Source organism: Staphylococcus sp. aM (assembly GCF_052975125.1).
This window is the reverse complement of record NZ_CP121448.1, coordinates 18,670-43,270: the sequence shown is the minus strand read 5'-3', so window position 1 is coordinate 43,270 and position 24,601 is coordinate 18,670. Positions and strand designations below refer to the sequence as shown.

At 29.7% G+C, this 24,601-nt stretch carries 27 protein-coding genes and 3 pseudogenes; 18 read left to right on the top strand and 12 right to left on the bottom strand.

Going from position 1 to position 24,601, the window contains the following annotated elements; all coding sequences use genetic code 11:
• Positions 1-93 precede the first annotated feature (93 nt).
• Positions 94-639 carry a recombinase family protein gene (locus P7F85_RS12460; RefSeq protein ID WP_046464498.1) on the top strand — a complete coding sequence of 182 codons (546 nt, stop codon included), beginning with the start codon at positions 94-96 and terminating at the stop codon, positions 637-639.
• A 47-nt stretch (positions 640-686) separates the two neighbouring features.
• Here the strand turns inward: P7F85_RS12460 and P7F85_RS12455 are convergent, their stop codons facing one another.
• The 6 genes from P7F85_RS12455 to P7F85_RS12430 form a co-directional block, all read right to left on the bottom strand.
• The gene (locus P7F85_RS12455) at positions 687-1,847 is read right to left on the bottom strand and encodes a phosphoribosyltransferase (RefSeq protein WP_046464497.1); all 1,161 of its coding nucleotides are present in this window, start codon (positions 1,845-1,847) and stop codon (positions 687-689) included.
• Positions 1,844-2,701 (bottom strand): DNA-processing protein DprA, encoded by an 858-nt coding sequence (locus P7F85_RS12450; protein WP_046464496.1) that lies wholly within the window; start codon positions 2,699-2,701, stop codon positions 1,844-1,846. Before P7F85_RS12450 ends, P7F85_RS12455 begins: the two co-directional genes overlap by 4 nt.
• 173 nt (positions 2,702-2,874) lie before the next feature.
• Positions 2,875-2,970, bottom strand: a complete 96-nt coding sequence (locus tag P7F85_RS12445; RefSeq protein WP_021340007.1) for a type I toxin-antitoxin system Fst family toxin — start codon at positions 2,968-2,970, stop codon at positions 2,875-2,877.
• 135 nt (positions 2,971-3,105) lie between these two features.
• Positions 3,106-3,933 carry a hypothetical protein gene (locus tag P7F85_RS12440; protein ID WP_046464495.1) on the bottom strand — a complete coding sequence of 276 codons (828 nt, stop codon included), beginning with the start codon at positions 3,931-3,933 and terminating at the stop codon, positions 3,106-3,108.
• A gap of 102 nt (positions 3,934-4,035) precedes the next feature.
• A complete protein-coding gene (locus tag P7F85_RS12435) occupies positions 4,036-4,836 on the bottom strand; it encodes a hypothetical protein (RefSeq protein WP_447158581.1) in 801 nt (266 codons plus the stop codon).
• Between the two features lie 17 nt (positions 4,837-4,853).
• Positions 4,854-5,234 (bottom strand): hypothetical protein, encoded by a 381-nt coding sequence (locus P7F85_RS12430; protein WP_230623131.1) that lies wholly within the window; start codon positions 5,232-5,234, stop codon positions 4,854-4,856.
• Between the two features lie 148 nt (positions 5,235-5,382).
• Here P7F85_RS12430 and P7F85_RS12425 point away from each other — a divergent pair, with 148 nt between their 5' ends.
• From P7F85_RS12425 to P7F85_RS12410, 4 genes are all read left to right on the top strand, one after another.
• On the top strand, positions 5,383-5,703 hold the full coding sequence (locus P7F85_RS12425) for a hypothetical protein (RefSeq protein ID WP_046464507.1): 321 nt from the start codon (positions 5,383-5,385) through the stop codon (positions 5,701-5,703).
• Positions 5,703-6,779, top strand: a complete 1,077-nt coding sequence (locus P7F85_RS12420; RefSeq protein ID WP_046464506.1) for a cell division protein FtsK — start codon at positions 5,703-5,705, stop codon at positions 6,777-6,779. The genes P7F85_RS12425 and P7F85_RS12420 overlap by 1 nt, the downstream gene beginning before the upstream one ends.
• Positions 6,779-7,381 carry a hypothetical protein gene (locus P7F85_RS12415; RefSeq protein ID WP_046464505.1) on the top strand — a complete coding sequence of 201 codons (603 nt, stop codon included), beginning with the start codon at positions 6,779-6,781 and terminating at the stop codon, positions 7,379-7,381. The genes P7F85_RS12420 and P7F85_RS12415 overlap by 1 nt, the downstream gene beginning before the upstream one ends.
• Positions 7,382-7,504: 123 nt before the next feature.
• Positions 7,505-8,074 carry a replication protein gene (locus tag P7F85_RS12410; RefSeq protein ID WP_046464504.1) on the top strand — a complete coding sequence of 190 codons (570 nt, stop codon included), beginning with the start codon at positions 7,505-7,507 and terminating at the stop codon, positions 8,072-8,074.
• Here the strand turns inward: P7F85_RS12410 and P7F85_RS12405 are convergent.
• On the bottom strand, positions 8,065-9,054 hold the full coding sequence (locus P7F85_RS12405) for a replication initiator protein A (RefSeq protein WP_046464503.1): 990 nt from the start codon (positions 9,052-9,054) through the stop codon (positions 8,065-8,067). The genes P7F85_RS12410 and P7F85_RS12405 overlap by 10 nt on opposite strands.
• Positions 9,055-9,484: 430 nt before the next feature.
• Here P7F85_RS12405 and P7F85_RS12400 point away from each other — a divergent pair, with 430 nt between their 5' ends.
• A complete protein-coding gene (locus tag P7F85_RS12400) occupies positions 9,485-10,201 on the top strand; it encodes a DUF536 domain-containing protein (protein WP_046464502.1) in 717 nt (238 codons plus the stop codon).
• Positions 10,202-10,826: 625 nt separating this feature from the next.
• On the opposite strand, the pseudogene P7F85_RS12395 reads toward P7F85_RS12400, so the two are convergent.
• Positions 10,827-11,237, bottom strand: a pseudogene (locus tag P7F85_RS12395) (ABC transporter permease); the annotation flags it as partial.
• A 57-nt stretch (positions 11,238-11,294) separates the two neighbouring features.
• Here P7F85_RS12395 and P7F85_RS12390 point away from each other — a divergent pair.
• The 4 genes and pseudogenes from P7F85_RS12390 (at position 11,295) to P7F85_RS12375 (ending at position 14,103) form a co-directional block, all read left to right on the top strand.
• The gene (locus P7F85_RS12390) at positions 11,295-11,969 is read left to right on the top strand and encodes an IS6 family transposase (RefSeq protein ID WP_001105960.1); all 675 of its coding nucleotides are present in this window, start codon (positions 11,295-11,297) and stop codon (positions 11,967-11,969) included.
• A gap of 59 nt (positions 11,970-12,028) precedes the next feature.
• A pseudogene (locus tag P7F85_RS12385) lies at positions 12,029-12,295 on the top strand (replication initiation protein); the annotation flags it as partial.
• Positions 12,296-12,313: 18 nt separating this feature from the next.
• Entirely contained in the window at positions 12,314-12,799 is a 486-nt protein-coding gene (locus P7F85_RS12380) for a helix-turn-helix transcriptional regulator (protein WP_002487969.1), read from the top strand.
• A gap of 362 nt (positions 12,800-13,161) precedes the next feature.
• Entirely contained in the window at positions 13,162-14,103 is a 942-nt protein-coding gene (locus P7F85_RS12375) for a cation diffusion facilitator family transporter (RefSeq protein WP_001831389.1), read from the top strand.
• A gap of 40 nt (positions 14,104-14,143) precedes the next feature.
• On the opposite strand, the gene P7F85_RS12370 is transcribed toward P7F85_RS12375, so the two are convergent.
• Positions 14,144-14,419, bottom strand: coding sequence for a glutaredoxin family protein (locus P7F85_RS12370; RefSeq protein WP_001831374.1), 276 nt, complete (start codon positions 14,417-14,419; stop codon positions 14,144-14,146).
• Between the two features lie 174 nt (positions 14,420-14,593).
• Between P7F85_RS12370 and P7F85_RS12365 the strand changes: the two genes are divergently transcribed.
• The 5 genes from P7F85_RS12365 to P7F85_RS12345 all read left to right on the top strand — a co-directional run bounded on the left by P7F85_RS12365 (position 14,594) and on the right by P7F85_RS12345 (position 18,954).
• On the top strand, positions 14,594-14,869 hold the full coding sequence (locus tag P7F85_RS12365) for a metal-sensing transcriptional repressor (protein ID WP_001831396.1): 276 nt from the start codon (positions 14,594-14,596) through the stop codon (positions 14,867-14,869).
• 14 nt (positions 14,870-14,883) lie between these two features.
• Positions 14,884-17,271, top strand: a complete 2,388-nt coding sequence (locus P7F85_RS12360) for a heavy metal translocating P-type ATPase (protein ID WP_001832797.1) — start codon at positions 14,884-14,886, stop codon at positions 17,269-17,271.
• Between the two features lie 33 nt (positions 17,272-17,304).
• Positions 17,305-17,514 carry a copper chaperone CopZ gene (copZ, locus tag P7F85_RS12355; protein ID WP_001831373.1) on the top strand — a complete coding sequence of 70 codons (210 nt, stop codon included), beginning with the start codon at positions 17,305-17,307 and terminating at the stop codon, positions 17,512-17,514.
• 63 nt (positions 17,515-17,577) lie between these two features.
• Complete coding sequence (locus P7F85_RS12350) at positions 17,578-18,234, top strand: hypothetical protein (RefSeq protein ID WP_001831384.1); 657 nt, start codon at positions 17,578-17,580, stop codon at positions 18,232-18,234.
• 192 nt (positions 18,235-18,426) lie between these two features.
• The gene (locus P7F85_RS12345; RefSeq protein WP_001831394.1) at positions 18,427-18,954 is read left to right on the top strand and encodes a GNAT family N-acetyltransferase; all 528 of its coding nucleotides are present in this window, start codon (positions 18,427-18,429) and stop codon (positions 18,952-18,954) included.
• 267 nt (positions 18,955-19,221) lie between these two features.
• Here the strand turns inward: P7F85_RS12345 and P7F85_RS12340 are convergent, their stop codons facing one another.
• The 3 genes from P7F85_RS12340 to P7F85_RS12330 all read right to left on the bottom strand — a co-directional run bounded on the left by P7F85_RS12340 (position 19,222) and on the right by P7F85_RS12330 (position 22,379).
• Positions 19,222-19,773 carry a type III toxin-antitoxin system ToxN/AbiQ family toxin gene (locus P7F85_RS12340; RefSeq protein WP_002488419.1) on the bottom strand — a complete coding sequence of 184 codons (552 nt, stop codon included), beginning with the start codon at positions 19,771-19,773 and terminating at the stop codon, positions 19,222-19,224.
• A 549-nt stretch (positions 19,774-20,322) separates the two neighbouring features.
• Complete coding sequence (locus P7F85_RS12335) at positions 20,323-21,138, bottom strand: hypothetical protein (protein ID WP_001832799.1); 816 nt, start codon at positions 21,136-21,138, stop codon at positions 20,323-20,325.
• A 41-nt stretch (positions 21,139-21,179) separates the two neighbouring features.
• Entirely contained in the window at positions 21,180-22,379 is a 1,200-nt protein-coding gene (locus P7F85_RS12330; protein WP_001831368.1) for a hypothetical protein, read from the bottom strand.
• 148 nt (positions 22,380-22,527) lie between these two features.
• Here P7F85_RS12330 and P7F85_RS12325 point away from each other — a divergent pair, with 148 nt between their 5' ends.
• The 3 genes and pseudogenes from P7F85_RS12325 to P7F85_RS12315 all read left to right on the top strand — a co-directional run bounded on the left by P7F85_RS12325 (position 22,528) and on the right by P7F85_RS12315 (position 24,516).
• A complete protein-coding gene (locus P7F85_RS12325; RefSeq protein ID WP_000701704.1) occupies positions 22,528-22,848 on the top strand; it encodes a hypothetical protein in 321 nt (106 codons plus the stop codon).
• A pseudogene (locus P7F85_RS12320) lies at positions 22,848-23,914 on the top strand (cell division protein FtsK). The gene P7F85_RS12325 and the pseudogene P7F85_RS12320 overlap by 1 nt, the downstream one beginning before the upstream one ends.
• On the top strand, positions 23,914-24,516 hold the full coding sequence (locus tag P7F85_RS12315) for a hypothetical protein (protein WP_001233000.1): 603 nt from the start codon (positions 23,914-23,916) through the stop codon (positions 24,514-24,516). The pseudogene P7F85_RS12320 and the gene P7F85_RS12315 overlap by 1 nt, the downstream one beginning before the upstream one ends.
• Positions 24,517-24,601: the final 85 nt, after the last annotated feature.

Genomic DNA, 24,601 nt, shown 5'->3' with positions numbered 1-24,601 from the left:
AGTTTTTAGACGATGAGAGACGCGTTTATTTGCATCGAGAACTAGATTTCATTAGTAAGTACCCATAAAACGATTAAAAGAGGTGGTATTCAAATGGCTAAAATTGGTTATGCACGTGTATCAACACAAGATCAAAGTCTTGATGGACAAATTGATACACTTAACGACTATGGTTGCGAACGTATCTTTAGCGAGAAAGCGAGTGGTCGCAAAACGAAAAGAACGGAACTTGATAAATGCTTAGATTATTTACGTGAAGGTGATATTTTAGTTATCTATAAACTAGATCGTCTTGGCCGAACAACAAAGCAATTAATTGAGTTATCTCAATGGTTCGATAAAAATAGCATTGATTTACATATTATAGATATGAATGTATCAACGAAAGATGCGATGGGCAAGATGTTCTTTACCATGATGAGTGCATTCGCTGAACTCGAAGCTAATTTACTAAGTGAACGTACTAAAAAAGGGTTAGAAGCTGCGAGAGCAAGAGGGCGAAAAGGTGGAAGACCTTCATTACCTAACCACAAGAAAAGAGAGATTAAATTCTTATACGATGAACAAAAACTTACTGGTGAAGAAATTGCTGAAAAAACTGGAGTTAGTAGAAGTACTATATATAGAGTTATAAAATAATAAAAAGCTATACTTAACATATGTTAAGTATAGCTTTTTATTATTTATTAGATATTAATTATTTGCTTTATTCGTTGGAAATAAGTATTACAATCATTATTCGGTATAAGTTTGTGATTTTGAGTGCTTATGAATTGATGACTATAACCCTCTTCATACAAATTTCCTGTGAGATTATAATTCACTTCATTATAATCATATCCAAACTTTCCTAAAGTTATTACAATTAATTTCTCAACGCCTTCTTGTAACAACAAATTTTTAGCTGCTTCAGCAGAAAAACCATAAGTTGTATAATCATCAATTATACAAACTGTAGCTCCTTGCAATTTTCCTTTATAATAATCATTAATCTTCATACTATCAAAATCACTTTGACATTTATTTTCATTTCTTGACCTTGCGCTACTGTGATGTTTTTTTAAAGTACTTTTTGTTCTGATTAATATTTCTTCATTGCTTCTGTTTGTATTAATCACTTTTCTTATGACTTCTTTAATATAAGAAATAGTAGTATTATCATTAGATTTATCTGATGAAGGAAATGTTCCCCAGTACTTAACTTCTTTTAATATAGGATTATTAAAGTATTCACTTAATAATAAAAAATTAAATAAATTTAGTATCTTGGTTTTATCTATCTTTACTGAATAGTTCTCTTTTAATATACGCTGTATTTCTTCTTTATATTCTATATCTTCCCTTGTTTGACGTCCTTTTGTATTGGCATTAAATAAACTAATCATTATGTATTCGTCACTAAAACTATGTTGTAAATACGGTGAAATATGCTCTGATATTATATTCATGTAATGTATTAAATCATCTGTACTAGATAATTCTATGCCATAAGTATCTACTTTACTATCTATTTCAATACCTAGGTCTAAACAATAATCTTTAGCTTTAAACAATGGTATTTTATGGTTAAAGGCTAAAAAAGCATCTTCTTTAACTACACCCAAAATAACTATTCCTAGTTCATTTCTCTTTTCCTTAAGTGATTCCTTAATTTCTTTTCTAGTAAAGGCTTCGCACATACTATAATTGCTTAGTTTAACAGAAAGTTGGGACGCTTTATTTGTAATAACAGCTATCTTAATATTTTGTTCCACAACTTTTTGGTAAAAACTATCAAAATCCTTTTTTATTTCACCATTAACTTCAAACACCAATTTTTTAGATATTATAATCAATTTTTGTTTCATTTATAATCCCCCTTTAATTTAATTCCGCCATATTCTTCAATAACTTTTTGGGTCTCTATATCCAAATTATCAAAATAATATATTCTTTTTTTTGCAATACTAGCATTTCTTATTGTATTCATAGTGCCACTTTTTAAATTTGTTTCAATAACTAATATTTCATCAGAAATATTAGCTACATACTTATTTCTGTCCAAAAAATCGCTTTTATATGTATTACTAAATGGACCTTTACTTGATAGTAATAAACCCTTAGCCGCAATTTCTTTAGCTAATTTATAATTCTCTTTTGGGTATATATTATTAAATTCTGTAGGTATAACACTTATAGTATGTCCTTTGTTTTTTAATGCCGTTTGATGAGCTATAGTATCAATACCCTTAGCTAAGCCACTAACAATAACATATCCTTTATTAGTATATTTTTGTGTATAGTGCTCACATAACTTTACACTTTCTGAAGAAGGTTTTCTTGTTCCAATTATTGATACCCTTGCTTTATCAGAATTTAATAAATTAATATCACCATTACTATACATAAATAATGGAAATATCGAATCTGGTATCAAATTTTGTAATTCCTTTTTTTGATATTTAAAAAAGACCTTTATATTATCATTATGAAATAAATAACTTTTCTTAAACCTTTTATTGAATTCAATTAATCCGTCAATGTTTTTAGATAGATTATAATCTTTTTCTGTGTATATATTTAAAAAATAATTATAACTTTCACACGCTTTATCAAATATAGTTTCTAAAGGGTCAATATTATTATTGTATATTGCTTTTAATAATTTATCGCTGAAGCCATATTGATTTAATAACAATATTTTAGATCTCACATTATTCATATTGCGCAATTCCCCCCCCTTATCAATAATTATACATGATTTTTGCATTCCCCTACACTATGATGTTATAATCTAGATAACAAATATGTGTTGAACATGGTAAACACCGAGCCCGATAACTACTGGAATAGTTATCGGGCTCTTTTTGGTGTTATTACTATGTCGTCGCTTGATTATTTATCACGATTATTCAACCAATATGAAAACAACGTGATGATAACTCCTACTATAATAGGAGCTACTATAGATACAAATATGATGCTGAACATGGTGTCACCTCCTTCCATGCTAAAACAGCACAGAAGTAAACGACGACTTTTATATTATACCATTTGTGAATTCTTAAGCATATGCACTTCCGATAAGTGTACTTATGTTGATACTAATTTAAGTTAATTCACACCTTATTTTTTCTTTTTAAATAGGCTATTAGTAATAACAACTGCAACTATATATAATTCAACTGTTACCATTAATGGTAATGTAAAAAGGCCTATATACATAAATATGTCTTTTGCGTGCATTATTTTATCCCAATCATCGATGACACTCATAAAGTTCCAAATAAAATATCCTGTAGGGACTCCAAATGATATTAGACATATAATTATTTTTAAAATTACATGTTTATCTCTTAAATTCCACATAGCTATTTTAATGTCTTTTAATGTTAACCACGATTTTTCCTGCGATGTACTAAATTTTAAGTCTTTTATTTCTGTAACGTCTTTTTCCGTCTGAGATCCTAAGCTATCTTTTAGAATTAATTTATCTCTACCATTAATATACACTCTATCTATAATTTCCCTTTCAATAATATAATTGTTTACATTTTCTGCAAAATAGTTTTTTCTACGCCGTTTGCCTATAAAAGGAAATATAAAAATAGGAAATAACAACGAATAAAGAACAAGTAATATAGTTGGCGAGCTAATTTTATCCAAATCTGTTATATATTTAATCACTTCTTCTTTAGGATATGCACTGAGTGAATAAAAAATCATTGCTAACAAGTACATTAATGCTGCTAATGTTATAAATATGTATAACATTACATTACTTATTAGTGTTTTTACTCTTTCTATTTTTTGCCTTTTATATAAAATGTTTTGACTTAGAAATTGAATAAATGCATATATAATAAATAGTAATGCGAAAATCCCTACTTCGTTAAAATTCTTATACAGATGCAGCAAAAAATCTAGCCAAACATCCATATTTTTGAAATACAAGTTAAATCCTCCAATTAAAATATATAATTATTAAGGATCATATATACTTAGAGATATGATCCTTAATCCGATTTCTTGTTATATATACCAAGTTTATATGACTTATAAATTTTTGCTCAAATTATGCCATATTCTCATATAACCCATAAGTTCTGTGTATTCAGACTTCAACATACCATTAAGTAACTCATAAACATCATCAAATTCTTTATTTATAATTTCATAAATAACTTTTGTTTTATTTCTATACATCCATTCTGCCACGCGTTCTGTTTCACTAGTACCATCTTTTAAAGTAACGGGCTTAACTTCAATTTCATTTAATTGTTTAAGTATCTTATTTTTACTCCAATGTACATTATTTAAATACTTCTTCTTTTTCAAATCAACAAACTTTTGTAAATTATTATTTATCGGCTGTTCGTTATTAATATTAGGAATTTCCCACATTTTCGTATAATCAGACATATTTAAAACAATTTTCTTAGTATCAAAAATATTAAAAATATTTTTGATGTCTAGTATATCTAAATATTCATTAGAAAAACGTATGCAGTTTTCTAATAAATTACTATATTCTTTTTTCAGAAGCTCATATTTTTCTTTATTATCTATATCATGATCTCTATGTATATTTTGTGCTGTTTCTCTAGAATCTTTGATAACAGATTTAAATAATGATAGTTTATTTGAAAAATAACGTACGTCGTCTAATGATTTTGCCAGTGTATCACTTAATTGATTTAGGTAATCTATCATTATACTTTTATTATGTATATTCTCATTCTGTCTAATATACTTTGCTCTTCTATTTTGATTAGGTAGCAACTCTTCGATTGATATATTACCTCGTTTTATTTTTTCAGGTTTTGTTACATCATCTCTTAATATTTCATCGATCATATCTTCATTGACATACTTTACTTTTTTGAATGCAAACTTTCTTTTTTTGGATAATGATATTCATTCCAATTTTGGTTTGTTCCATTTTGGATATTATTTAAGATATTATTACTTTTGTTTTTCACATAATCCGTTGTGACATTTCGTTTTGGGATACCTTCATTATAAATTGAAAAATAATTCCCATTAATAATATACGCAGCTTCTTCAAGAGAATACCATCTTTCCTCTTTACCATCTATATCCAAAAATTTTTTATAATTATCTTTAAAAATTTCTTGTTCCATACTTAAATCAGACGCTTCTAAAATTTCATCGATTTTGTCCTCAGTTAATTGATTATTCATCCAAAAACTAAAGTCAAAATCATTGATACCTTTGTTATTAATGATAATCACGCTATTACCTCCAAAAACCGAATAAATTTTTTCACCTATTATTTTATCATTTCATTTGTGAAAATAGAATCAATCACAGATATCTCTGATTAATTCTATTTATATTTCCTAAACGATGCGCATCAATAGGATAGAAAGGATGTTTCACATGAAAATTCAAGCCAATTTCAAAAAAGGTGGCTATTCAACTGAAATAGCGTCTAACTACATTGATCATAAAAAGCCAATTTATAGCTTAAGTACAGAACTTTATCCGCAACAGCGTTTTGAGAATAATCAGCCTACCGGAGAAATTATTGCGTATAAAGCTTGGTTTGTTCAAGAAGGTTTACCACCCTTCACAGTCAAATTTGAAAATGAAGTGACATTACCGAATTATATGAGCGTTATCACTTTTGATAATCTAGAAGCTTGTGAAGTACGCTATGATGTTTATTTCAAAGCTTCAGATCTGAAGGAGGTTAAATAATGACATCTAAAGAGCTCGAACAATATCTCCTACAAAGCTTAAATATGGCATTGGGATCCATGATGCAAGGCGAAACCAGTTATACTAATAGTTTTACCTGCAAGGTTACGGAAGAAGGTTTTTACTTTCTTCCTCGACTGCCTGCAGGCTACATTATTGATGATGACTTATATCAAAAAATATTTCTCATTGCGAGTGCAGCTTTATATCCTAAGTTCACATTGTTAAAACAAAGTTCTGCATATTTCGTTCCTATGGACACAGATGATATTCACACTCAACGTGCATTGTTTTTTCCGTGGCAAAAAGGGATATCTGAACGTTTAGTCATTACGGATTTAGATAGTTTTACTTCAACTCTAATGAACCAACAAATACCGATCATGAAACAATTAACTTTAAACTATCAAAGCATTACATCCATAGCGATCGCAGGTAATTCAGGCAGTGGTAAATCATATATGCTGACATATTTATTAAGTGTGCTAAAGCCCATATCTGAACTCATTATTGTTGATCCTAAGTTTGATACACCGAGTCGATGGGCACGTATCCATGATATTACTGTCATTCATCCACATCAAAATCGATCTAAGTCTGATTTTTTATCTGAAATTAATGAAAATTTAAGTCATTGCCTTCAGGTTATTCAACAGCGTCAAACCATTCTTTATGACGATCCAGACTATCAATTTGAGCATTTAACTATTGTGATTGATGAAGTACTCGCCTTAGCTGAAGGTGTCAATAAAGCCATTAAAGACGCATTCTTTTCATTACTATCTCAAATTGCATTATTGGGTCGTGCAACCAAAGTCCATTTATTACTGGTGTCTCAACGGTTTGATCATCAAACCATTCCAGTTTCTGTTAGAGAACAACTCAATGTGCTGATTCAAATCGGCAATATTAATAAAAAAACAACACAATTTTTATTCCCAGATTTAGACCCTGAAGGTATTGTGATACCCATTGGTAAAGGGACGGGATTGATTCAAGTGATTGATAGTGAATCTCCCTATCAAGTCTTACCTCTATTATGTCCGACTTTCTATACAAAGGATGGTGTATTGTGATGAGGAAAACCTACTTCATGCGTGTGTATGATATTATTATTTACTTGTTTCTATTTGCTATTTTGACAGTGATGTTTAGTAAACTCTTTGACCTATTGAACATCGCTATATCTCAAATCGATATCATCGATATGCGAAATGTCACACACTATATCACAGTCATTTCAAACGGTTTATATCAACTTACATTTTACTTGTTAGGATTAGCATTGATATTAATGGTTATCGATTTAATCATTCGTTTATTGAAGGATCAAATTACGAATCATATTAAATCTGTCTATCACACAATGGTTTTACGACATTATCTTAAACAAGATATCGACACCGCATCATCAAAAGATTGGCAACAAACAGGCGAAACTAAAACAAACGCTGTCGAACGCTATTTTAATAAAGTCGTGGGAAAATCGATTGTTGATGTTCGTCAAAATGAAGTTCGTGTAGCGATTAAAATTCCTCGCAAGCAACAAGCACATGAAATATTAAAGACCATTGAACCTCAGATTCATGAAGAGATTACCCACATGCATCCTAATTACTACTTTTCAGCATCTCAACGACATCATCGTTATCTATGGTTTACAGGTCACAAACGTTAATATACACATGCGCTGTGGTACACGAAGTGATAAACACAAGCGCATGTGTATATTAACAGTGCCATGGGGTTACTACGACCCCCATGGCATCATTAATCAGTAATCACAGAAAGGATGTCCATGATGACGAAAGATAAACGTTCGAATAAATGGGCTTTCTTAATATATGAAGAAAGTACGCCATCTAACTACCGAGATATTTTGGAACAGATTCATATTCCTTATATTTTAAGCCCGTGGCACAATCAAGATATAGATCAATCAACGGGATTAATCAAAAAATCACATAAACACGGTGCTTTATTCTTTGATTCTTTAAAAAGTTATTCTCAAGTCTCTGAATTACTTCAACAACACTTAAATACACCGAGCCATATTGAAATTATTATGTCTCCTAAGGGTATGTTTGATTATTTTATTCATGCCTCTAATCCAGATAAGACTCCTTATGATATCAACGATATTGAAAGTGGTTGCGGTTTTGACTTAAATCAATTTTTATTAGATCAAGGTCAGTCCGAAGTGTTTAATAATATTATTGATATAATTGAAGATCACAATTTTATAGAATTTCAAGATCTAGTGATGTATGCGCGACAACATCATCCATCTTATTTAAATTTGATTATCCAACGGACTTATTTTTTTGCTAAATATTTAGATTCAAGACGACATACATCCAATCACAAATAGTGTGATGTGTCGAATATATGGTTTTGTGGTGCGTTTTGACGGCGCATATTTAAGGAGTGCATTTCTTCGAGTTCTGTTTTAACTGAACGCATTAAATAACCTTGCATCATTTCGACACTTTCACTTTTTTGAATTAAAGTTGCTTTAAAACGTTTGAGCACATTAATCATTTCAAATTCAATGTCTTCTAACATGTATATTGTATTCTTTTCATTATTAAATGATGATTTAGCTTTAAGTATGACACTTTTAATAATTTGTATTTCATCAACTTCAAAGTTATTTAAATAGGTTTGAAGTTGATAGGGAATTTCTTGAAGTAAATGATATTTTAAGGCATTATTATCAAATTCATTGGATTGATGATTTGTATGATTCGAATGAGAAGTATTATAGTTAACTATATGTTCACTATCATGCATATCATGCATATCATTATTCTCAGTTTCTTTATAGTCGGTATCATTAATATTGGTATCATTTGCGTATGATTTTGATACGTCTTGATGTATGATTTTAATATTTCTGGACGTATGATTTTGATATTTCTGGACGTATGATTTTGATACGTCCTTATCATTACTGACTTCTAAAGGGGTTTCATCTTGCTTAATTAAATAGACATCATCTTTTGTTACTACAGGTTTTTTAATATATAATTTGTTAGGTTTATTAAGACCTACTCTTATTTGGCTAAATAACTCTGCGCTTTGTAGTTCTTTTTTTATTTTAGAAAGTTTATTAGGACTACTAATGTTGAGAATCTCTTTTAAAGTTTCATTAGTAAAAATAAAAAATATATCTCCATTTTCATCAATCCAATTATTTTTTATTGATAAATCTAATCGATCACGTAAAATAGCATATGCTATTTTTGCATCATTAGAAATTTTAGTGTATTTAGGATTTGTAAAAAAAACTTTTGGTAATTGATAAAATTTTTCTCTTTGGATTTCATTAATATTAAAATTATTAGACATAGCAAAAAACCTCTTTCCTTGGATTGGGATTGAGGCAATAAAACAAAATTCACATTTAGATTATAAGTTTTGTACTTGCACTTATGTATATAGATATATATAATACAAGTATCAAAAATATATAAACAAACGAGCGCAAATCGTTTTATTACCCAAGGTTAATGCTACGCCAATAGCATTAACCTTTTTTATTTAATAAGCTAATATTATCATTTTTATAAATGTATATAAAGCGTTTTTAATGACTGAATAATAACTTTTATTAAAAAACACAGTCAATACCATATATTAGCCACCTAAATAGGTGGCTAATATACATAAATGCAAATGTATTTTACCATTAGGTGCCTAATAACCACCTAAAAACGTGATTTCTAAAGTGTTAGGTGGTAAAATTTAGGTACTAAATTAGGTACCTAAGGTGATTTTATTGAAGACTATTAAAATGATTGCAGATGAATTAAATGTAACCAAACAAACTATTGTTAATAATGCCAAAAACTTGAATATAACCTTCGAAAAGAAAAATGGAGTTAATTATATTAATGAAGAAGATTATTTAAAAATTGTTAATAAGATTAATAGAAAAGAAAGAGTATTTATAAATAATGACGAAGAGAAAATTCAAGAACATAATAAAGAGGAAACTAAAGAAGCTTCTAAAACTAGTTCTGTAGAAGAAGAAAAGTTGAAAATGAAAATTAATGAATTAGAAAAACAGATAGAAAACTTTAAAACAAGATCAGAAAAAGATAATACTTATATAGAAACTCTTACCGAACAATTGAATCAACAAAACAGTAATGTTAATACTCTAAATAGACTTTTAGAAAATCAACAAATTTTAGCTTTAGAAAGTAATAAAAAAATACAAAGACTAGAGAGTGAACTTGAAGAGGAACGGCAACTCAATTATTCATCGAATAATGCTCATAAAAATGAAAAGTATTTTAATACAGAAACAGTTAAAGATGTTAAATCGAATAGTGAAGACCAATTTGTTTCTCCAGATTCAGATAATGTAAATTTTGAAAATAATACTGAAAAAGATAATATTGAAATACGTCAAAATAACAATGATAATAATCATATTTATCAAGAACAACAATCTAAAAAGGGGTTTTGGAGTCGTTTGTTTCGTAATTAATTTATAAAATAAATAGCACGTTACAAAGGGTTAAAATTTGTAACGTGCTGTTTGCTATATAAAACTTCTGATAATCATTGGTTATGTAAACAGAGTGAATGAGGCAATCATAGTCCATACAGAACCTTTATTTGGCTCTCATTTGTGTTTTAAGAGCTTATGTAAAAAAACATATAAAATACCCCTTAAAATGCAAAATAAGGATATTAGCTTATCACATATGAGTTTTGGTTTTAGTACGACACTTTTTTAGGTGTGTAAGTGCGCCTTTGGATATAAAAATAAAAGCCAACCCAGACAAAGTGGATTGACTTTTTCTTTCGTACGGTCTGTTTATTTTTCCTTCGACGCCGTATCGTCGATGTAAATAAAAAAAGTTATGGGCTAAAAATCTACATCACTTTTTCAAGAATGTAGTAGCGATATTCGACACAAATTAATTTTTATAACTGCTCGGAATATCTCAAGCCGTTTCTTTGAATTTAAAATTAAAAATCGACGCAGGTCGATGACGGATCTACACTAGCGTTTGGAACAAACGTATAAGTGCGCCCTTACGGGAGTTAAGTAGATTATAACACTGGTTAGTAGAGGAATGCAAAATTATAAAGTGTGTTGAGTTAGATTAGACATTTTTCTTTTTAAAGACAAATACTACGATGATTAAGAAAATAATAATATAAACAATATTACCAATAAATAATTCATGCAGTTCTAATTTTGTGAATTTTTTCATGTTTTTATCAACAATTTGAACCATAATATTCATCATACTAATAGGGTTCCATTTTAACCATTCCCATTTATCTACAACAATTGTTAATATCCCTGACAAAATTGAAGTGGCAAAATACAATACAATACCGACAGCAATAGAGACACCGGGACTTTTCATTGCACATGAAATTAATAAGGTGATACTTAAGACTAACCATGTTCCAACATATGTACCTAGTCCAGTTAATAACATTTTACTTAATAACGATAACGCATCACCCTTACTTTCAAGGAGATTGATATCGTTGAAGAAAATAGCCGGTTCTGTTGCAAAGTTGAATTTATAATATAATTTTAACAAAAAGGAGTCTTCTGTATGAACTATTTCAGATATAAACAATTTAACAAGGATGTTATCACTGTAGCCGTTGGCTACTATCTAAGATATGCATTGAGCTATCGTGATATATCTGAAATATTAAGAGAACGTGGTGTAAACGTTCATCATTCAACGATCTACCGTTGGGTTCAAGAATATGCCCCAATTTTATATCAAATTTGGAAGAAAAAGCATAAAAAAGCTTATTACAAATGGCGTATTGATGAGACGTATATCAAAATAAAAGGAAAATGGAGCTATTTATATCGTGCCATTGATACAGAGGGACATACATTAGATATTTGGTTGCGTAAGCAACGAGATAATCATTCAGCATATGCGTTTATCAAACGTCTCATTAAACAATTTGGTAAGCCTCAAAAGGTAGTTACAGATCAGGCACCTTCAACGAAGGCAGCAATGGCTAAAATAATTAAAGCTTTTAAACTTAAACCTGACTGTCATTGTACATCGAAATATCTGAATAACCTCATTGAGCAAGATCACCGTCATATTAAAGTAAGAAAGACAAGATATCAAAGTATCAATACGGCAAAGAATACTTTAAAAGGTATTGAATGTATTTACGCTCTATATAAAAAGAACCGTAGGTCTCTTCAGATCTACGGATTTTCCCCATGCCACGAAATTAGCATCATGCTAGCAAGTTAAACGAACACTGACATGATATATTAGTGATTAGCTATATTTTTTACTTTGCAACAGAACCCTTTTTATTTAAAAATCTCAATATTAATAAAATTAAAGCTAAAAAAGGACGAAAGATTGAATGGTTAGAATTTTCTTTTGAACCTGAGAAACGTATTCATTCGAAACGACAATCTAATATGATAAGTACAGGCAAACCAAAACAATATATAAGCCGTGAAATGACGCCACAATGGTTAAAAAATAACACTTATGAACCAACCACATCTAAGACATCTGCGTATACAGAAGAAGAACGTCAAGCGTTTTTACAAAAAATGAAAAAGTAAAGGAGACCCAGTTATTTGATGAAAACTGTAAAGGAAGTTTCTGAACTTTTAGATGTCTCTAAACAAACAATTCATTATCATTTAAAAAGTTTACCTTCAAATTTGAAGGTAAACAAAGTAGGTAACAAATCATTAATAGATGATAATACAATAGATTATCTAAAAACAATTTTAAATAAAAAAACGACAAAAGAATCGACAAAATTTGATGAAAAATCGACAAACAAAACAGAATCATTAAATAACCAATATAGCAGTTATATCGATAAATACATAGAGCATTTAGAATCAGAAATTCGACAAAAGAATCGACAAATTGACGATTTAACAATTGCATTAAAACAAGAACAATCTTTGAATTTAAATAGCCAAAATATATTAAGTAATACCAAAAAAATAGAAACTGATAATATAGATTCAAAAGAAGATATCATTACTCCAAAAGCATCAAAAAAAAATGAACAAAAACAATCTATCTTTTCTAAACTATTCAAAAAAAAATAATGTATTCACGCCTAAAGGCGTGAATACATTATTTTCTCTAAAAAGAAATTATCACTTGTTAATTATAATATAGTTAATATTTAGCAAGTGAAGTGTGGTTTATCATATGCAAAAATCCCACTACTGTCCAAAGCAAAGTAGGGTTTTTATTTAATATACAAAATACAAAGCATTTCTATATTGACAAAGGATAAAAATCATACTAACTTATGAATATATGAGCATATATTCATAAGTTAGTATGATTTTCTTCGAGTAACAAAACATTAATTGAAATTTTATATTTTTTAACTCTATAGTTATAAAAACAAAAATTCAAATTATAGAAAATATTTTTCATCATTAAAAAGAGGAGGGATTAAATGGAAAACGATCACAATCATAATCATACACATGGCGCGAACAAAAAGACTTTATTAATTAGTTTTATTATTATTACAAGTTACATGATTGTAGAAGGGTTAGGTGGTTTCTTTACTAACAGTCTTGCGTTAATTTCAGATGCTGGTCATATGTTAAGTGATTCTATTTCTTTAGGTATTGCTTTAATTGCATTTACTTTAGGAGCGAAGCAAGCTAATACAAATAAAACTTTTGGCTACAAAAGGTTTGAAATACTAGCAGCTGTACTTAATGGTATTACTTTGATGTTAATAGCTATCTATATTTTTTATGAAGCTATTGAGAGATTTAAAAACCCCCCTGAGGTAGCTTCTACAGGCATGTTAATTATCGCCTTGGTAGGCTTGTTTATTAATATTATTGTGGCTTGGATAATGCTGCGCGGGAGCGATGTAGAAGAAAACTTAAATATGCGTGGAGCATATTTGCATGTAATAAGCGACATGCTTGGATCTATAGGTGCAGTTATAGCAGCCCTTCTCATTATATTTTTTAGATGGGGGTGGGCGGATCCTTTAGCAAGTGTGATTGTAGCAATTTTAGTACTACGTAGCGGCTTTTATGTAACAAAATCAAGTCTTCATGTATTAATGGAGGGAGCACCAAGCAATATAAATACAAAAGACATTATTAAAACTATTAAAAAATTCAAAGAAGTTAAAAATATTCATGACTTTCATGTTTGGTCAGTAACTAGCGGATTAAACGCGTTATCTTGTCATATTGTTGTAGAAGATACAATGACCATTACTGAAAATGAGTTTTTACTTAAACGTATAGAACATGAACTCAATCATCAAAATATTCAACATGTCACAATACAGACTGAAACTTCTAACAATAATCATAGTGAAAAATTGTTTTGTATCGTGAAAGAAGAAGACAGTCAACATCATCATTAAATAAACAGCCATTATTTTTTAATAATGGCTGTTTATTTAATTATTCCAATATATTTAATATATCTTTTTTGTTATTTTCAAATCCCACGTAATATTTAAACAACTTTTTTTTACCCCAAAAAATTTTTTTATAAAAAACAAATAAGGGAACAATTCGGTTGCCTGATATTTTTTTCATTTCTTCTTCTAAGTCCAAATTTTGACTTACATCTTTATGACTATAACTAATCTCTTGAGAGTTTAAATACCTTTTTGATTCTTGGCAATCAGAGCATGTAGGTCTTGTGTAAAGCTCAAGTTGTATATTTTTATCCAAATATATCTCTCCTAATATAAGTTTTAGCATACATTTTATACAAGTGTACCTCTTAAAACAAACTATAAATATTAATTTTTTATATGAAACTTTTGTATTGACTTATACCTACTAGGGGTATAATATAGATTCCAACAAGAGATACCCCGTTAGGGTATATGAGGAGGGGTGAAATTGAACACTACTACTGTTAAAAACAATGACGCATTGCTCAATAGACTCAAAAGATTAGAAGGACAAATGCGCGGTTTACAATCAATGATAGCAGAAGATAGATATTGTATAGATGTACTAGTACAAATAACAGCAATACAATCAGCCCTAAAACAAGTGGGTTTTATAGTAACTGAAGACCATATATCTAATTGTGTAAGTGAAGGTATTAAAAATGGCAACGGAGAAGAAAGTATCAAAGAATTGATGGTTGTATTAAAACAATTTTCAAAATAGGAGGAAAGAAATAATTGAGTGAAAATATTAAAAAAACCTCATTAGGTATCACAGGCATGACATGTGCAGCTTGCTCGAATAAAGTAGAAAAAAATCTAAATAAATTAGATGAAGTTAACGCTAATGTAAATCCTTCTACAGAGAAAGCTACAATTGAATATAACCCCAATGTTACATCATTAGAAGATATTGCAAATACAATTCAAAAAACAGGTTATGGAGTTTTAACCGAAAAAGTGGATCTCGATGTAATGGGAATGACGTGTGCAGCTTGTTCGAATAAAATCGAAAAAGTTTTAAATCGAATCTCAGGTGTAAATAAGGCTACAGTTAATTTAACCACAGAAAGTGCTACTGTAGAATACAACCCTGATATGACGTCTGTAGATGAATTTCAACAACGTATTAAAAACCTAGGGTATGAGGCACAACCTAAAAAAGAAGCATCAGAAAAAAGTTCCCAAAAAGAAAAACAATTAAAACGACAGTTAATTAAATTAGTTGTTTCAGCTGTTTTAGCAGCTCCATTGTTAATGACAATGTTCGTTCATTTATTTGGTATTCAAATACCACATATATTTATGAACCCGTGGTTCCAATTTGTATTAGCAACGCCTGTTCAATTTGTTATTGGTTGGCAATTTTATGTAGGCGCTTATAAAAACCTTCGTAATGGGTCAGCAAATATGGATGTTCTTGTCGCTTTAGGTACAAGCGCAGCCTTCTTTTATAGTATTTATGAATCGATTAAGTGGTTAATTAATACAAATTATGAGCCACACCTATATTTTGAAACAAGTGCTGTATTAATTACTTTAATTCTTTTCGGAAAGTATTTAGAAGCACGTGCTAAAACACAAACAACAAATGCGTTAAGTAAATTGTTGAATTTACAAGCTAAAGAAGCACGTATATTACGCAACGGTGAAGAGACTATGGTTCCTTTAAGTGAGGTAAAAGAAGGAGACTATTTAGTTATCAAACCAGGAGAAAAAATACCAGTAGATGGCAAAATAATTAAAGGTATGACTTCAATTGACGAGTCAATGTTGACAGGTGAATCTATTCCTGTTGAAAAAATGCAAAATGATAATGTTATAGGATCAACAATGAATAAAAATGGAGCAATTACTGTTGAAGCAACAAAAGTTGGTAAAGATACAGCTCTTGCCTCCATTGTTAAAGTTGTCGAAGAAGCGCAAGGTTCTAAAGCGCCAATACAAAGACTAGCAGATATTATTTCTGGATATTTTGTACCTATCGTTGTAGGTATCGCGATTTTCACATTTATTATATGGATTTCATTAGTTCAGCCGGGACAATTTGAACCAGCCTTAGTTGCTGCAATAGCAGTATTAGTTATCGCTTGTCCTTGTGCGTTAGGCTTAGCTACGCCTACTTCTATAATGGTGGGTACCGGAAAAGCTGCTGAAAATGGCATTCTATTTAAAGGTGGAGAACACATTGAAGGTACACACGCTATTAATACAGTTGTTTTAGATAAAACTGGCACTATAACAAATGGCACACCTGAAGTCACTGATTTTAGTGGAGATGATCAAACATTACAATTGTTAGCTAGTGCAGAAAAAGGTTCTGAACACCCACTAGCTGAAGCTATCGTAAGTTATGCTAAAGAAAAATCATTAGAATTTTTAGAAGTAGACCATTTTGAAGCTATACCAGGGCGCGGTATAAATGCAACAATTGATGGTAAAGAACTTTTTGTCGGAAATCGAAAACTAATGAGTGAAAAAGGAATCCAAACTAATGAAGCTGAAACAAATCTCGCTCAATTTGAAAAAGAAGGAAAAACTGCAATGCTTATAAGCGTAGATAACGAATTGAGAGGGGTTGTCGCTGTAGCTGATACAGTTAAAGATACTGCCCAACAAGCTATTCAAAAACTTCATGAATTAGGTATTGAAGTTGCTATGTTAACTGGTGATAACAAACGTACCGCACAAGCAATAGCAAAACAAGTTGGTATAGACACGATTATTGCAGAGGTTTTACCAGAAGAAAAAGCTTCTAAAGTAGCAGAAATTCAATCTGAAGGTAAAAAAGTAGCTATGGTTGGAGATGGTGTCAATGATGCTCCAGCACTAGTTAAAGCAGATATTGGTATTGCCATTGGTACAGGTACAGAAGTTGCAATCGAAGCTGCTGATATAACTATTTTAGGAGGAGACCTTTTATTAATTCCAAAAGCAATAAAAGCAAGTAAATCTACAATTCGTAATATTCGCCAAAATCTATTTTGGGCGTTTGGTTACAATGTTGCAGGTATCCCTATAGCAGCAATTGGTCTGCTAGCACCTTGGGTTGCGGGAGCAGCAATGGCTTTAAGTTCTGTAAGTGTTGTCACAAACGCTTTACGTCTAAAACGTATGAAATTATAAGAATCTTATATTTCTTGAAAGGAGGTGACAACATTGACTAACGAAGTTATTAATGTAGAAGGTATGAGCTGTGACCATTGCAAGCATTCAATTGAAAAAGCATTAAATGGATTAGATGGTGTAACATCTTCAGAAGTAAGCTTGGCGAATGGGAATGTGGAAGTTGAATTTGATGAAAATCAAGTAGCTTTCAACGACTTTAAAGAAGCTATTGAAGATCAAGGTTACGATGTAATTAAATAATTTAAATAGTTGGGCATATCGTTTAATGATATGCCCTTATTAAAAATTAAGGAGGATAAAAATATGAATCATAATCATGAATATCATTCAAACAAACCCGAAATTAAAGCAAATGTTGTATATAGAGATGGTAATATAGAAATTACGTTAGAAGATGAATTTAATAATGCCCCATTATTAGATACTATGCATGAAAAAGAAATGCATTTCGTTTTAGTATCTAATGACATGGAGAAATATTACCACCTACACCCTCAAAAAAAGCATGAAGGTTTATTTATAATTAACCAACAATTAGAGCCAGGAACTTACCAGGCTTTTGTTGATGTTACACCAAAAAACCATGTGTATTCCGTTCATCCTATTGAACTGCAAATTGGAGATAAAATAACCTCTACAACATCTTTAAATTCTGATAAAAATTGGGTAAAAGTTAACAAAGGAGTTCATGTAACTTTAAATTCTATAAGTGCTAAAGAAGATGAACATGTCCCTTTAACTTTCAATACAGAATTAACTCCCCAACCTTATTTAGGAGCTTTAGGACATGTGATTATATTTGATGAGCAATTAACTGATTATATTCATGTTCACCCAGAATCACCTGATTCTACAACCTTTTATGCTCATTTTCCTAAAAAAGGGATGTATAAAATTTGGGCAGAATTTAAATTTAATGATGAAGTGCATAGATTTACTTATAATATTAAAGTTGCATAAATCTATTAGCAAAAGCTTAAAAATCAGTAAATTGTAAAGAGTTATTTAGATAATACAAAACGCTTTATAAAAAATCGAAAATTTAAGATAGAAAGTTGATGAATAAAGTATCAAAAAATTGTAGTGGTTGTTTATATTGCAACATTCACTGAATTTTTATAGTTAATAACCTATTATTTAAGGAGTAATTTATTGATTAAGTTTGAATATTTTGAGGAGAAAGATTTTGATTTATTAATAAACTGGATAAACTCTCCTGAACTTTTAGTCAAATGGGCAGGTACAGATTTTAATTATCCCCTAGATGAAGAACAATTAAAGGAATATATTAAAGACACAAATAAAGAAAATTCTAGTAAAATAATTTATAAAGTTATCATTGAAGAAAATAATTCAAAAAAAATTATAGGTCATATTGCTTTAAATAATATAGATTTTAAAAATTGTTCCGCCACGTTAAGTAAAGTTTTAGTAGGTGATCCGCAAATGCGTGGCCAAGGATTAGGCCCTAAAATAATAAAGAAATTATTGAAAAAGGCTTTTGAAGATTTGGGACTACACAGAATTGAATTAGGTGTTTTTGCCTTTAATAAATCAGCTATTAAAAGTTACAAAAAGATTGGATTTATAAAAGAAGGAGAAAAAAGAGACTTTAGAAAATTAAATGGAGAATATTATAATTTATGGCAAATGAGTATGTTAGAAAGCGAATGGTCTTGAATAATTTTAAACAAAAATAGTCCTCTTATTTTAATAAGAGGACTATTTTTGTTTATTTAGAGCGTACTCAAAAATGACATTTTGTATATAAAATTTATTTTGATTCATAAGTAATTCAGCTAATGACTTCTATTTTATTAATTTTAGCTATATATTAATATAGAAATAATAGTAAACATCTAATTAACTAAGATAGACAATTACAAAGACTTTACACTAAAATTCTTCTGAGTATGTTGAGGGGAATTATTGACAGAATTATCTTTTTTACTGTTTTAAATCTTTCACATATCTTTCCAATGCTAAATAATCTACACACATTGATTCAAAAAATGAAACTTTTTTTATCACAGCATTTTTATATACTTTTTGGGCTTTATTTACGATTCTTTGATTTTCTTGCCTAATAAAAATTAATTGGTTAGTTAATAAGTTATAATATTCTAAATCTTGCTCCTTTATGTATTGCATATCTATTTTAGAAAGATATTTATCAGGAACAGGTATCATATTTAAAAATAATAGATATCCTAATCTATTTTGAATATTATTAACCTCAAACAATTTTATTGATAGTTGATTATTTAGTTTTTTATTTTCTTTAGGGGAACTTAAAGGGACAAAATAATTAAGATCATTAATAGATAATACAACTCCTAAATAAGGACGAGTGGATTTATTTAATAATACTCTCTCATCTACATTTCTTAATTCATTAATATAATCTTCATCAACATAGTATAATTTCATAATTTCTCCTACAGTATAAAAATAAAGCGACCAAATATTTGGTCGCTTTTCAATGTCTACTTGTGGCAAGACCTCTCCATTTTTTCAATTCCAACTTTTAGCATGGACTCTCTATTTTTTCAATGTCTACTTGTGGCAAGACCTCTCCTATATACATTTTAAATTTTAGCACTGTATAAATCATATGTCAATTTTTTATCTTTATATTATATTTCTCAGAACCGTTCAAATTGGTTTTCTAAGAGAAAAATGATTAAAGATTTACTAACTGATTTTTCATTAGAAATAAAGCAGGTAGACGCTTGGTACAAAATACTTTCTACACCGATACAAATCCACAATTGATTGGAAAGAGTAAAATCCTTTGACAAGCTAATTACCGTATTGTTGATAGTATAAGAAAAGACTTATTAACCAAAAAAATCCTACAAAATCAATAATAATAGTCTTTTACATTTCTCCACCAACCAATGTTATAGTCCAATTAACGAAAATGATTAGCAAAGTAATGATCCCTCTCTGCGACTAGATTGATTCTTGATAGATAGGCGAACTATATATATCATGTTCTAATATACGACCTTTGATAAGTTATTTTCTCTTAATCTAAATTTGTTATCATTTTTTCTTTTTAAATAAATTTTTGGTAATAATAAATGCAACTACATATAACTCAACTGTTACCATTAATGGTAACGTGAAAAGACCCATATACATAAATATATCATTTGCGTGCATTATTCTATCCCAATCATCAACGACACTGATGAAGTTCCACACAAAATACCCTGTAGGGACCCCAAATATTATTAAACCTATAATCATTTTTAACAGTAATTGTTTATCTCTTAGACTCATCGTAGCTATTTTAATGTCTTCTAACGTTAACCAAGATTTTTTTTGAGATGTACTAATTTTTAAATCCTTTATTCCTGTTATATCTTTTTCTGTCTGATATCCTAAGGCATCTTTTAGAATTAATTTATCTCTACCATTAATACTCACTCTATCTATAATTTCTCTTTCAATAATACAATTATTTACATTTTCTGCAAAATAGTTTTTTCTACGTCGTTTTCCTACAAATGGAAATATAAAAATAGGGAATAATAACGAATAAAGAACAAGTAATATAGCTGGCAAACTAATTTTATCCCAATCTGTTATATATTTAATCACTTCTTCTTTAGGATATGCACTGAGTGAATAAAAAATCATTGCTAACAAGTACATTAATGCTACTAGTGTTATAAATATGTATAAAATTATATTGATTATCAGTGTTTTTACTCTTTCCATCTTTTGTCTTTTATATAAAATATTTTGACTTAGAATTTGAATAAGCGCATATATAATATATATTACTGCAAAAATCCCTACTTCGTTAAAATTCTTGTATAGGTCAATCAAGAAATCCATATTTTTGAAATACACGTTAACTCCTCCAATTAAAGTGTATAACAGGTTACTAAGACTTATAAATTTTTGCTTAAGTTATGCCATATTCTCATATAGCCCATAAGTTCTGTGTATTCAGACTTCAACATACCGTTAAGTAAATCATAAACATCATCAAATTCTTTATTTATAATTTCATAAACAACTTTTGTTTTATTTCTATACATCCACTCTGCCACGCGTTCTGTTTCACTAGTACCATCTTTTAAAGTAACGGGTTTAACTTCAATTTCATTTAATTGTTTAAGTATCTTATTTTTACTCCAATGTACATTATTTAAATACTTCTTCTTTTTCAAATCAACAAACTTTTGTAAATTATTATTTATCGGTTGTTCATTATTAATATCAGGAACCTCCCACATTTTCGTATAATAAGACAGATTTAAAACAATTTTCTTAGTATCAAAAATATTAAAAATATTTTTGATATCTAGTATATCTAAATATTCATTAGAAAAACGTATACAGTTTTCTAAAAAATTACTATATTCTTTTTTCAGAAGTTCATATTTTTCTTTATTATCTATATCGTGATCCCTATGTATATTTTGTGCTATTTCTCTAGAATCTTTAATAACAGATTTAAATAATGATAGTTTATTTGAAAAATAACGTACGTCGTCTAATGATTTTGCCAGTGTATCACTTAATTGATTTAGGTAATCTATCATTATACTTTTATTATGTATATTCTCATTCTGTCTAATATATTTTGCTATTCTATTTTGATTAGGTAGCAACTCTTCGATTGATATATTACCTCGTTTTATTTTTTCAGGTTTTGTTACATCATCTCTTAATATTTCATCGATCATATCTTCATTAACATACTTTACTTTTTTGAATGCAAACTTCCTTTTTTGTGGGTAATGATATTTATTCCAATTTTGGTTTGTTCCATTTTCTATATTATTTAAGATATCATTACTTTTATTTTTTACATAGTCTGTTGTGACACTTCGCTTTTTGCTATCTTCCTCATAAATTGAAAAATAATTCCCATTAATAATATACGCAGCTTCTTCCAGAGAATACCATCTTTCCTTTTTGCCATCTATCTCCAAGAATTTTTTATAATTACTTTTAAAAATTTCTTGTTCCATACTTAAATCAGACCCCTCTAAAATTTCTTCGATATTGTCATCAGTTAATTGATTATTCATCCAATAATTAAAATCTAAGTCATTGATTCCTTTGTTATTAATGATAATCACGCTATTACCTCCAAAAACCGAATAAATTTTTTCACCTATTATTTTATCACTTCATTTGCGAAAATTTAATCAATCACAGATATCTTTGATTAATTCTATTTATATTTCCTAAACGATGCGCATCAATAGGATAGAAAGGATGTTTCACATGAAAATTCAATCTAATTTCAAAAAAGGTGGCTATTCAACTGAAATAGCTTCCAATTATATTGATAATAAAAAACCCATTTATAGCTTAAGTACAGAACTTTATCCGCAACAGCGTTTTGAGAATAATCAGCCTACCGGAGAAATTATTGCGTATAAAGCCTGGTTTGTTCAAGAAGGCTTACCGCCCTTCACAGTTAAATTCGAAAATGAAGTGACATTACCTAATTATATGAGCGTCATTACTTTTGATCATTTAGAAGCTTGTGAAGTCCGTTATGATGTTTACTTCAAAGCTTCAGATCTGAAGGAGGTTAAATAATGACAGCCAAAGAGCTCGAACAATATCTCCTACAAAGCTTAAATATGGCACTAGGATCCATGATGCAAGGCGAAACCAGTTATACCAATAGTTTCACCTGCAAGGTCACGGAAGAAGGTTTTTACTTTCTTCCTCGCCTGCCTGCAGGCTATATTGTGGACGATGACTTATATCAAAAAATATTTCTCATTGCGAGTGCAGCTTTATATCCCAAATTCACATTGTTAAAACAGAATTCTGCGTATTTCGTACCTATGGATACCGACGATATTCATACGCAACGCGCTTTGTTTTTCCCATGGCAACAAGGGATATCAGAACGCTTAGTGATTTCTGATTTAGATCGTTTTACGTCGTCTCTAACGAATCAACAAATTCTGATCATGAAACAATTAACTTTAAACTATCAAAACATTACATCTATAGCGATCGCAGGTAATTCAGGCAGTGGTAAATCTTATATGCTGACGTACTTACTAAGTGTATTAAAACCGATATCAGAACTCATTATTGTTGACCCTAAGTTTGATACACCGAGCCGTTGGGCACGTATTCATGATATTACTGTGATTCACCCTCATCAAAATCGATCTAAGTCTGATTTTTTATCTGAAATTAATGAAAACTTAAGTCATTGCCTTCAAGTTATTCAACAACGACAAACCATTCTTTATGACGATCCAGACTATCAATTTGATCACCTAACCATTGTGATTGATGAAGTGCTCGCTTTAGCTGAAGGACCATTAAAGACGCGTTCTTTTCATTACTATCTCAAATTGCTTTATTAGGTCGTGCCACCAAAGTTCATTTATTACTGGTGTCTCAACGATTTGATCATCAAACCATCCCGGTTTCCGTTAGAGAACAACTCAATGTGCTGATTCAAATCGGTAATATTAATAAAAAAACCACACAATTTTTATTCCCCGATTTAGATCCAGAAGGTATTGTGATACCCATTGGTAAAGGGACAGGTCTAATCCAAGTGATTGATAGTGAATCTCCCTATCAAGTCTTACCCTTGTTATGTCCGACTTACTATACGAAAGCAGGTGTATTGTGATGAGGAAAACCTATTTCATGCGTGTGTATGATATTATCATTTACTTGTTCCTGTTCGCTATTTTGACAGTTATGGTTAGTAAACTCTTTGTCCTATTAAACTTTATTGTGTCTCAAATTGATATTATCGATACGCGAAACGTCACACACTATATCACAATCATTTCAAATGGTGTATATCAACTTACATTTTACTTATTAGTCTTAGCATTGATGTTAATAGTTATCGATTTAATGATTCGTTTATTGAAAGATCAACTCACGAATCATATCAAATCTGTTTATCACACAATGGTTTTACGACATTATCTTAAACAAGATGTTGACACAGACACGACTCAGGATTGGCAAAATAACGGCAAAAGTAAAACAAATTCTGTCCAGCAATACTTTAATAAAATGGTTGGAAAATCGCTCGTTGATGTTCGTCAAAATGAAGTCCGTGTGGCAATTAAAATTCCCCGGAAACAGCAAGCTCACGATATATTAAAAAAGATTGAACCTCAAATTCATGAAGAAATTACACATATGCACCCGAATTATTACTTTTCAAAACCTCAACGTCATCATCGTTATCTATGGTTTGCAGGCCACAAACGTTAAGATACACATGCGTTGTGGTACACGAAGTGATAAACACAACGCATGTGTATCTTAACAGTGCCATGGGGTTACTACGACCCCCCAT

Excerpts from the sequence above, each read along its gene's own strand:
- P7F85_RS12460 (WP_046464498.1), top strand. The coding sequence starts at position 94 with ATGGCTAAAATTGGTTATGCACGTGTATCAACACAAGATCAAAGTCTT.
- P7F85_RS12455 (WP_046464497.1), bottom strand. The coding sequence starts at position 1,847 with ATGAAACAAAAATTGATTATAATATCTAAAAAATTGGTGTTTGAAGTT.
- P7F85_RS12450 (WP_046464496.1), bottom strand. The coding sequence starts at position 2,701 with ATGAATAATGTGAGATCTAAAATATTGTTATTAAATCAATATGGCTTC.
- P7F85_RS12445 (WP_021340007.1), bottom strand. The coding sequence starts at position 2,970 with ATGTTCAGCATCATATTTGTATCTATAGTAGCTCCTATTATAGTAGGA.
- P7F85_RS12435 (WP_447158581.1), bottom strand. The coding sequence starts at position 4,836 with ATGATCGATGAAATATTAAGAGATGATGTAACAAAACCTGAAAAAATA.
- P7F85_RS12425 (WP_046464507.1), top strand. The coding sequence starts at position 5,383 with ATGAAAATTCAAGCCAATTTCAAAAAAGGTGGCTATTCAACTGAAATA.
- P7F85_RS12420 (WP_046464506.1), top strand. The coding sequence starts at position 5,703 with ATGACATCTAAAGAGCTCGAACAATATCTCCTACAAAGCTTAAATATG.
- P7F85_RS12415 (WP_046464505.1), top strand. The coding sequence starts at position 6,779 with ATGAGGAAAACCTACTTCATGCGTGTGTATGATATTATTATTTACTTG.
- P7F85_RS12410 (WP_046464504.1), top strand. The coding sequence starts at position 7,505 with ATGACGAAAGATAAACGTTCGAATAAATGGGCTTTCTTAATATATGAA.
- P7F85_RS12405 (WP_046464503.1), bottom strand. The coding sequence starts at position 9,054 with ATGTCTAATAATTTTAATATTAATGAAATCCAAAGAGAAAAATTTTAT.
- P7F85_RS12390 (WP_001105960.1), top strand. The coding sequence starts at position 11,295 with ATGAACTATTTCAGATATAAACAATTTAACAAGGATGTTATCACTGTA.
- P7F85_RS12380 (WP_002487969.1), top strand. The coding sequence starts at position 12,314 with ATGAAAACTGTAAAGGAAGTTTCTGAACTTTTAGATGTCTCTAAACAA.
- P7F85_RS12375 (WP_001831389.1), top strand. The coding sequence starts at position 13,162 with ATGGAAAACGATCACAATCATAATCATACACATGGCGCGAACAAAAAG.
- P7F85_RS12350 (WP_001831384.1), top strand. The coding sequence starts at position 17,578 with ATGAATCATAATCATGAATATCATTCAAACAAACCCGAAATTAAAGCA.
- P7F85_RS12325 (WP_000701704.1), top strand. The coding sequence starts at position 22,528 with ATGAAAATTCAATCTAATTTCAAAAAAGGTGGCTATTCAACTGAAATA.
- P7F85_RS12315 (WP_001233000.1), top strand. The coding sequence starts at position 23,914 with ATGAGGAAAACCTATTTCATGCGTGTGTATGATATTATCATTTACTTG.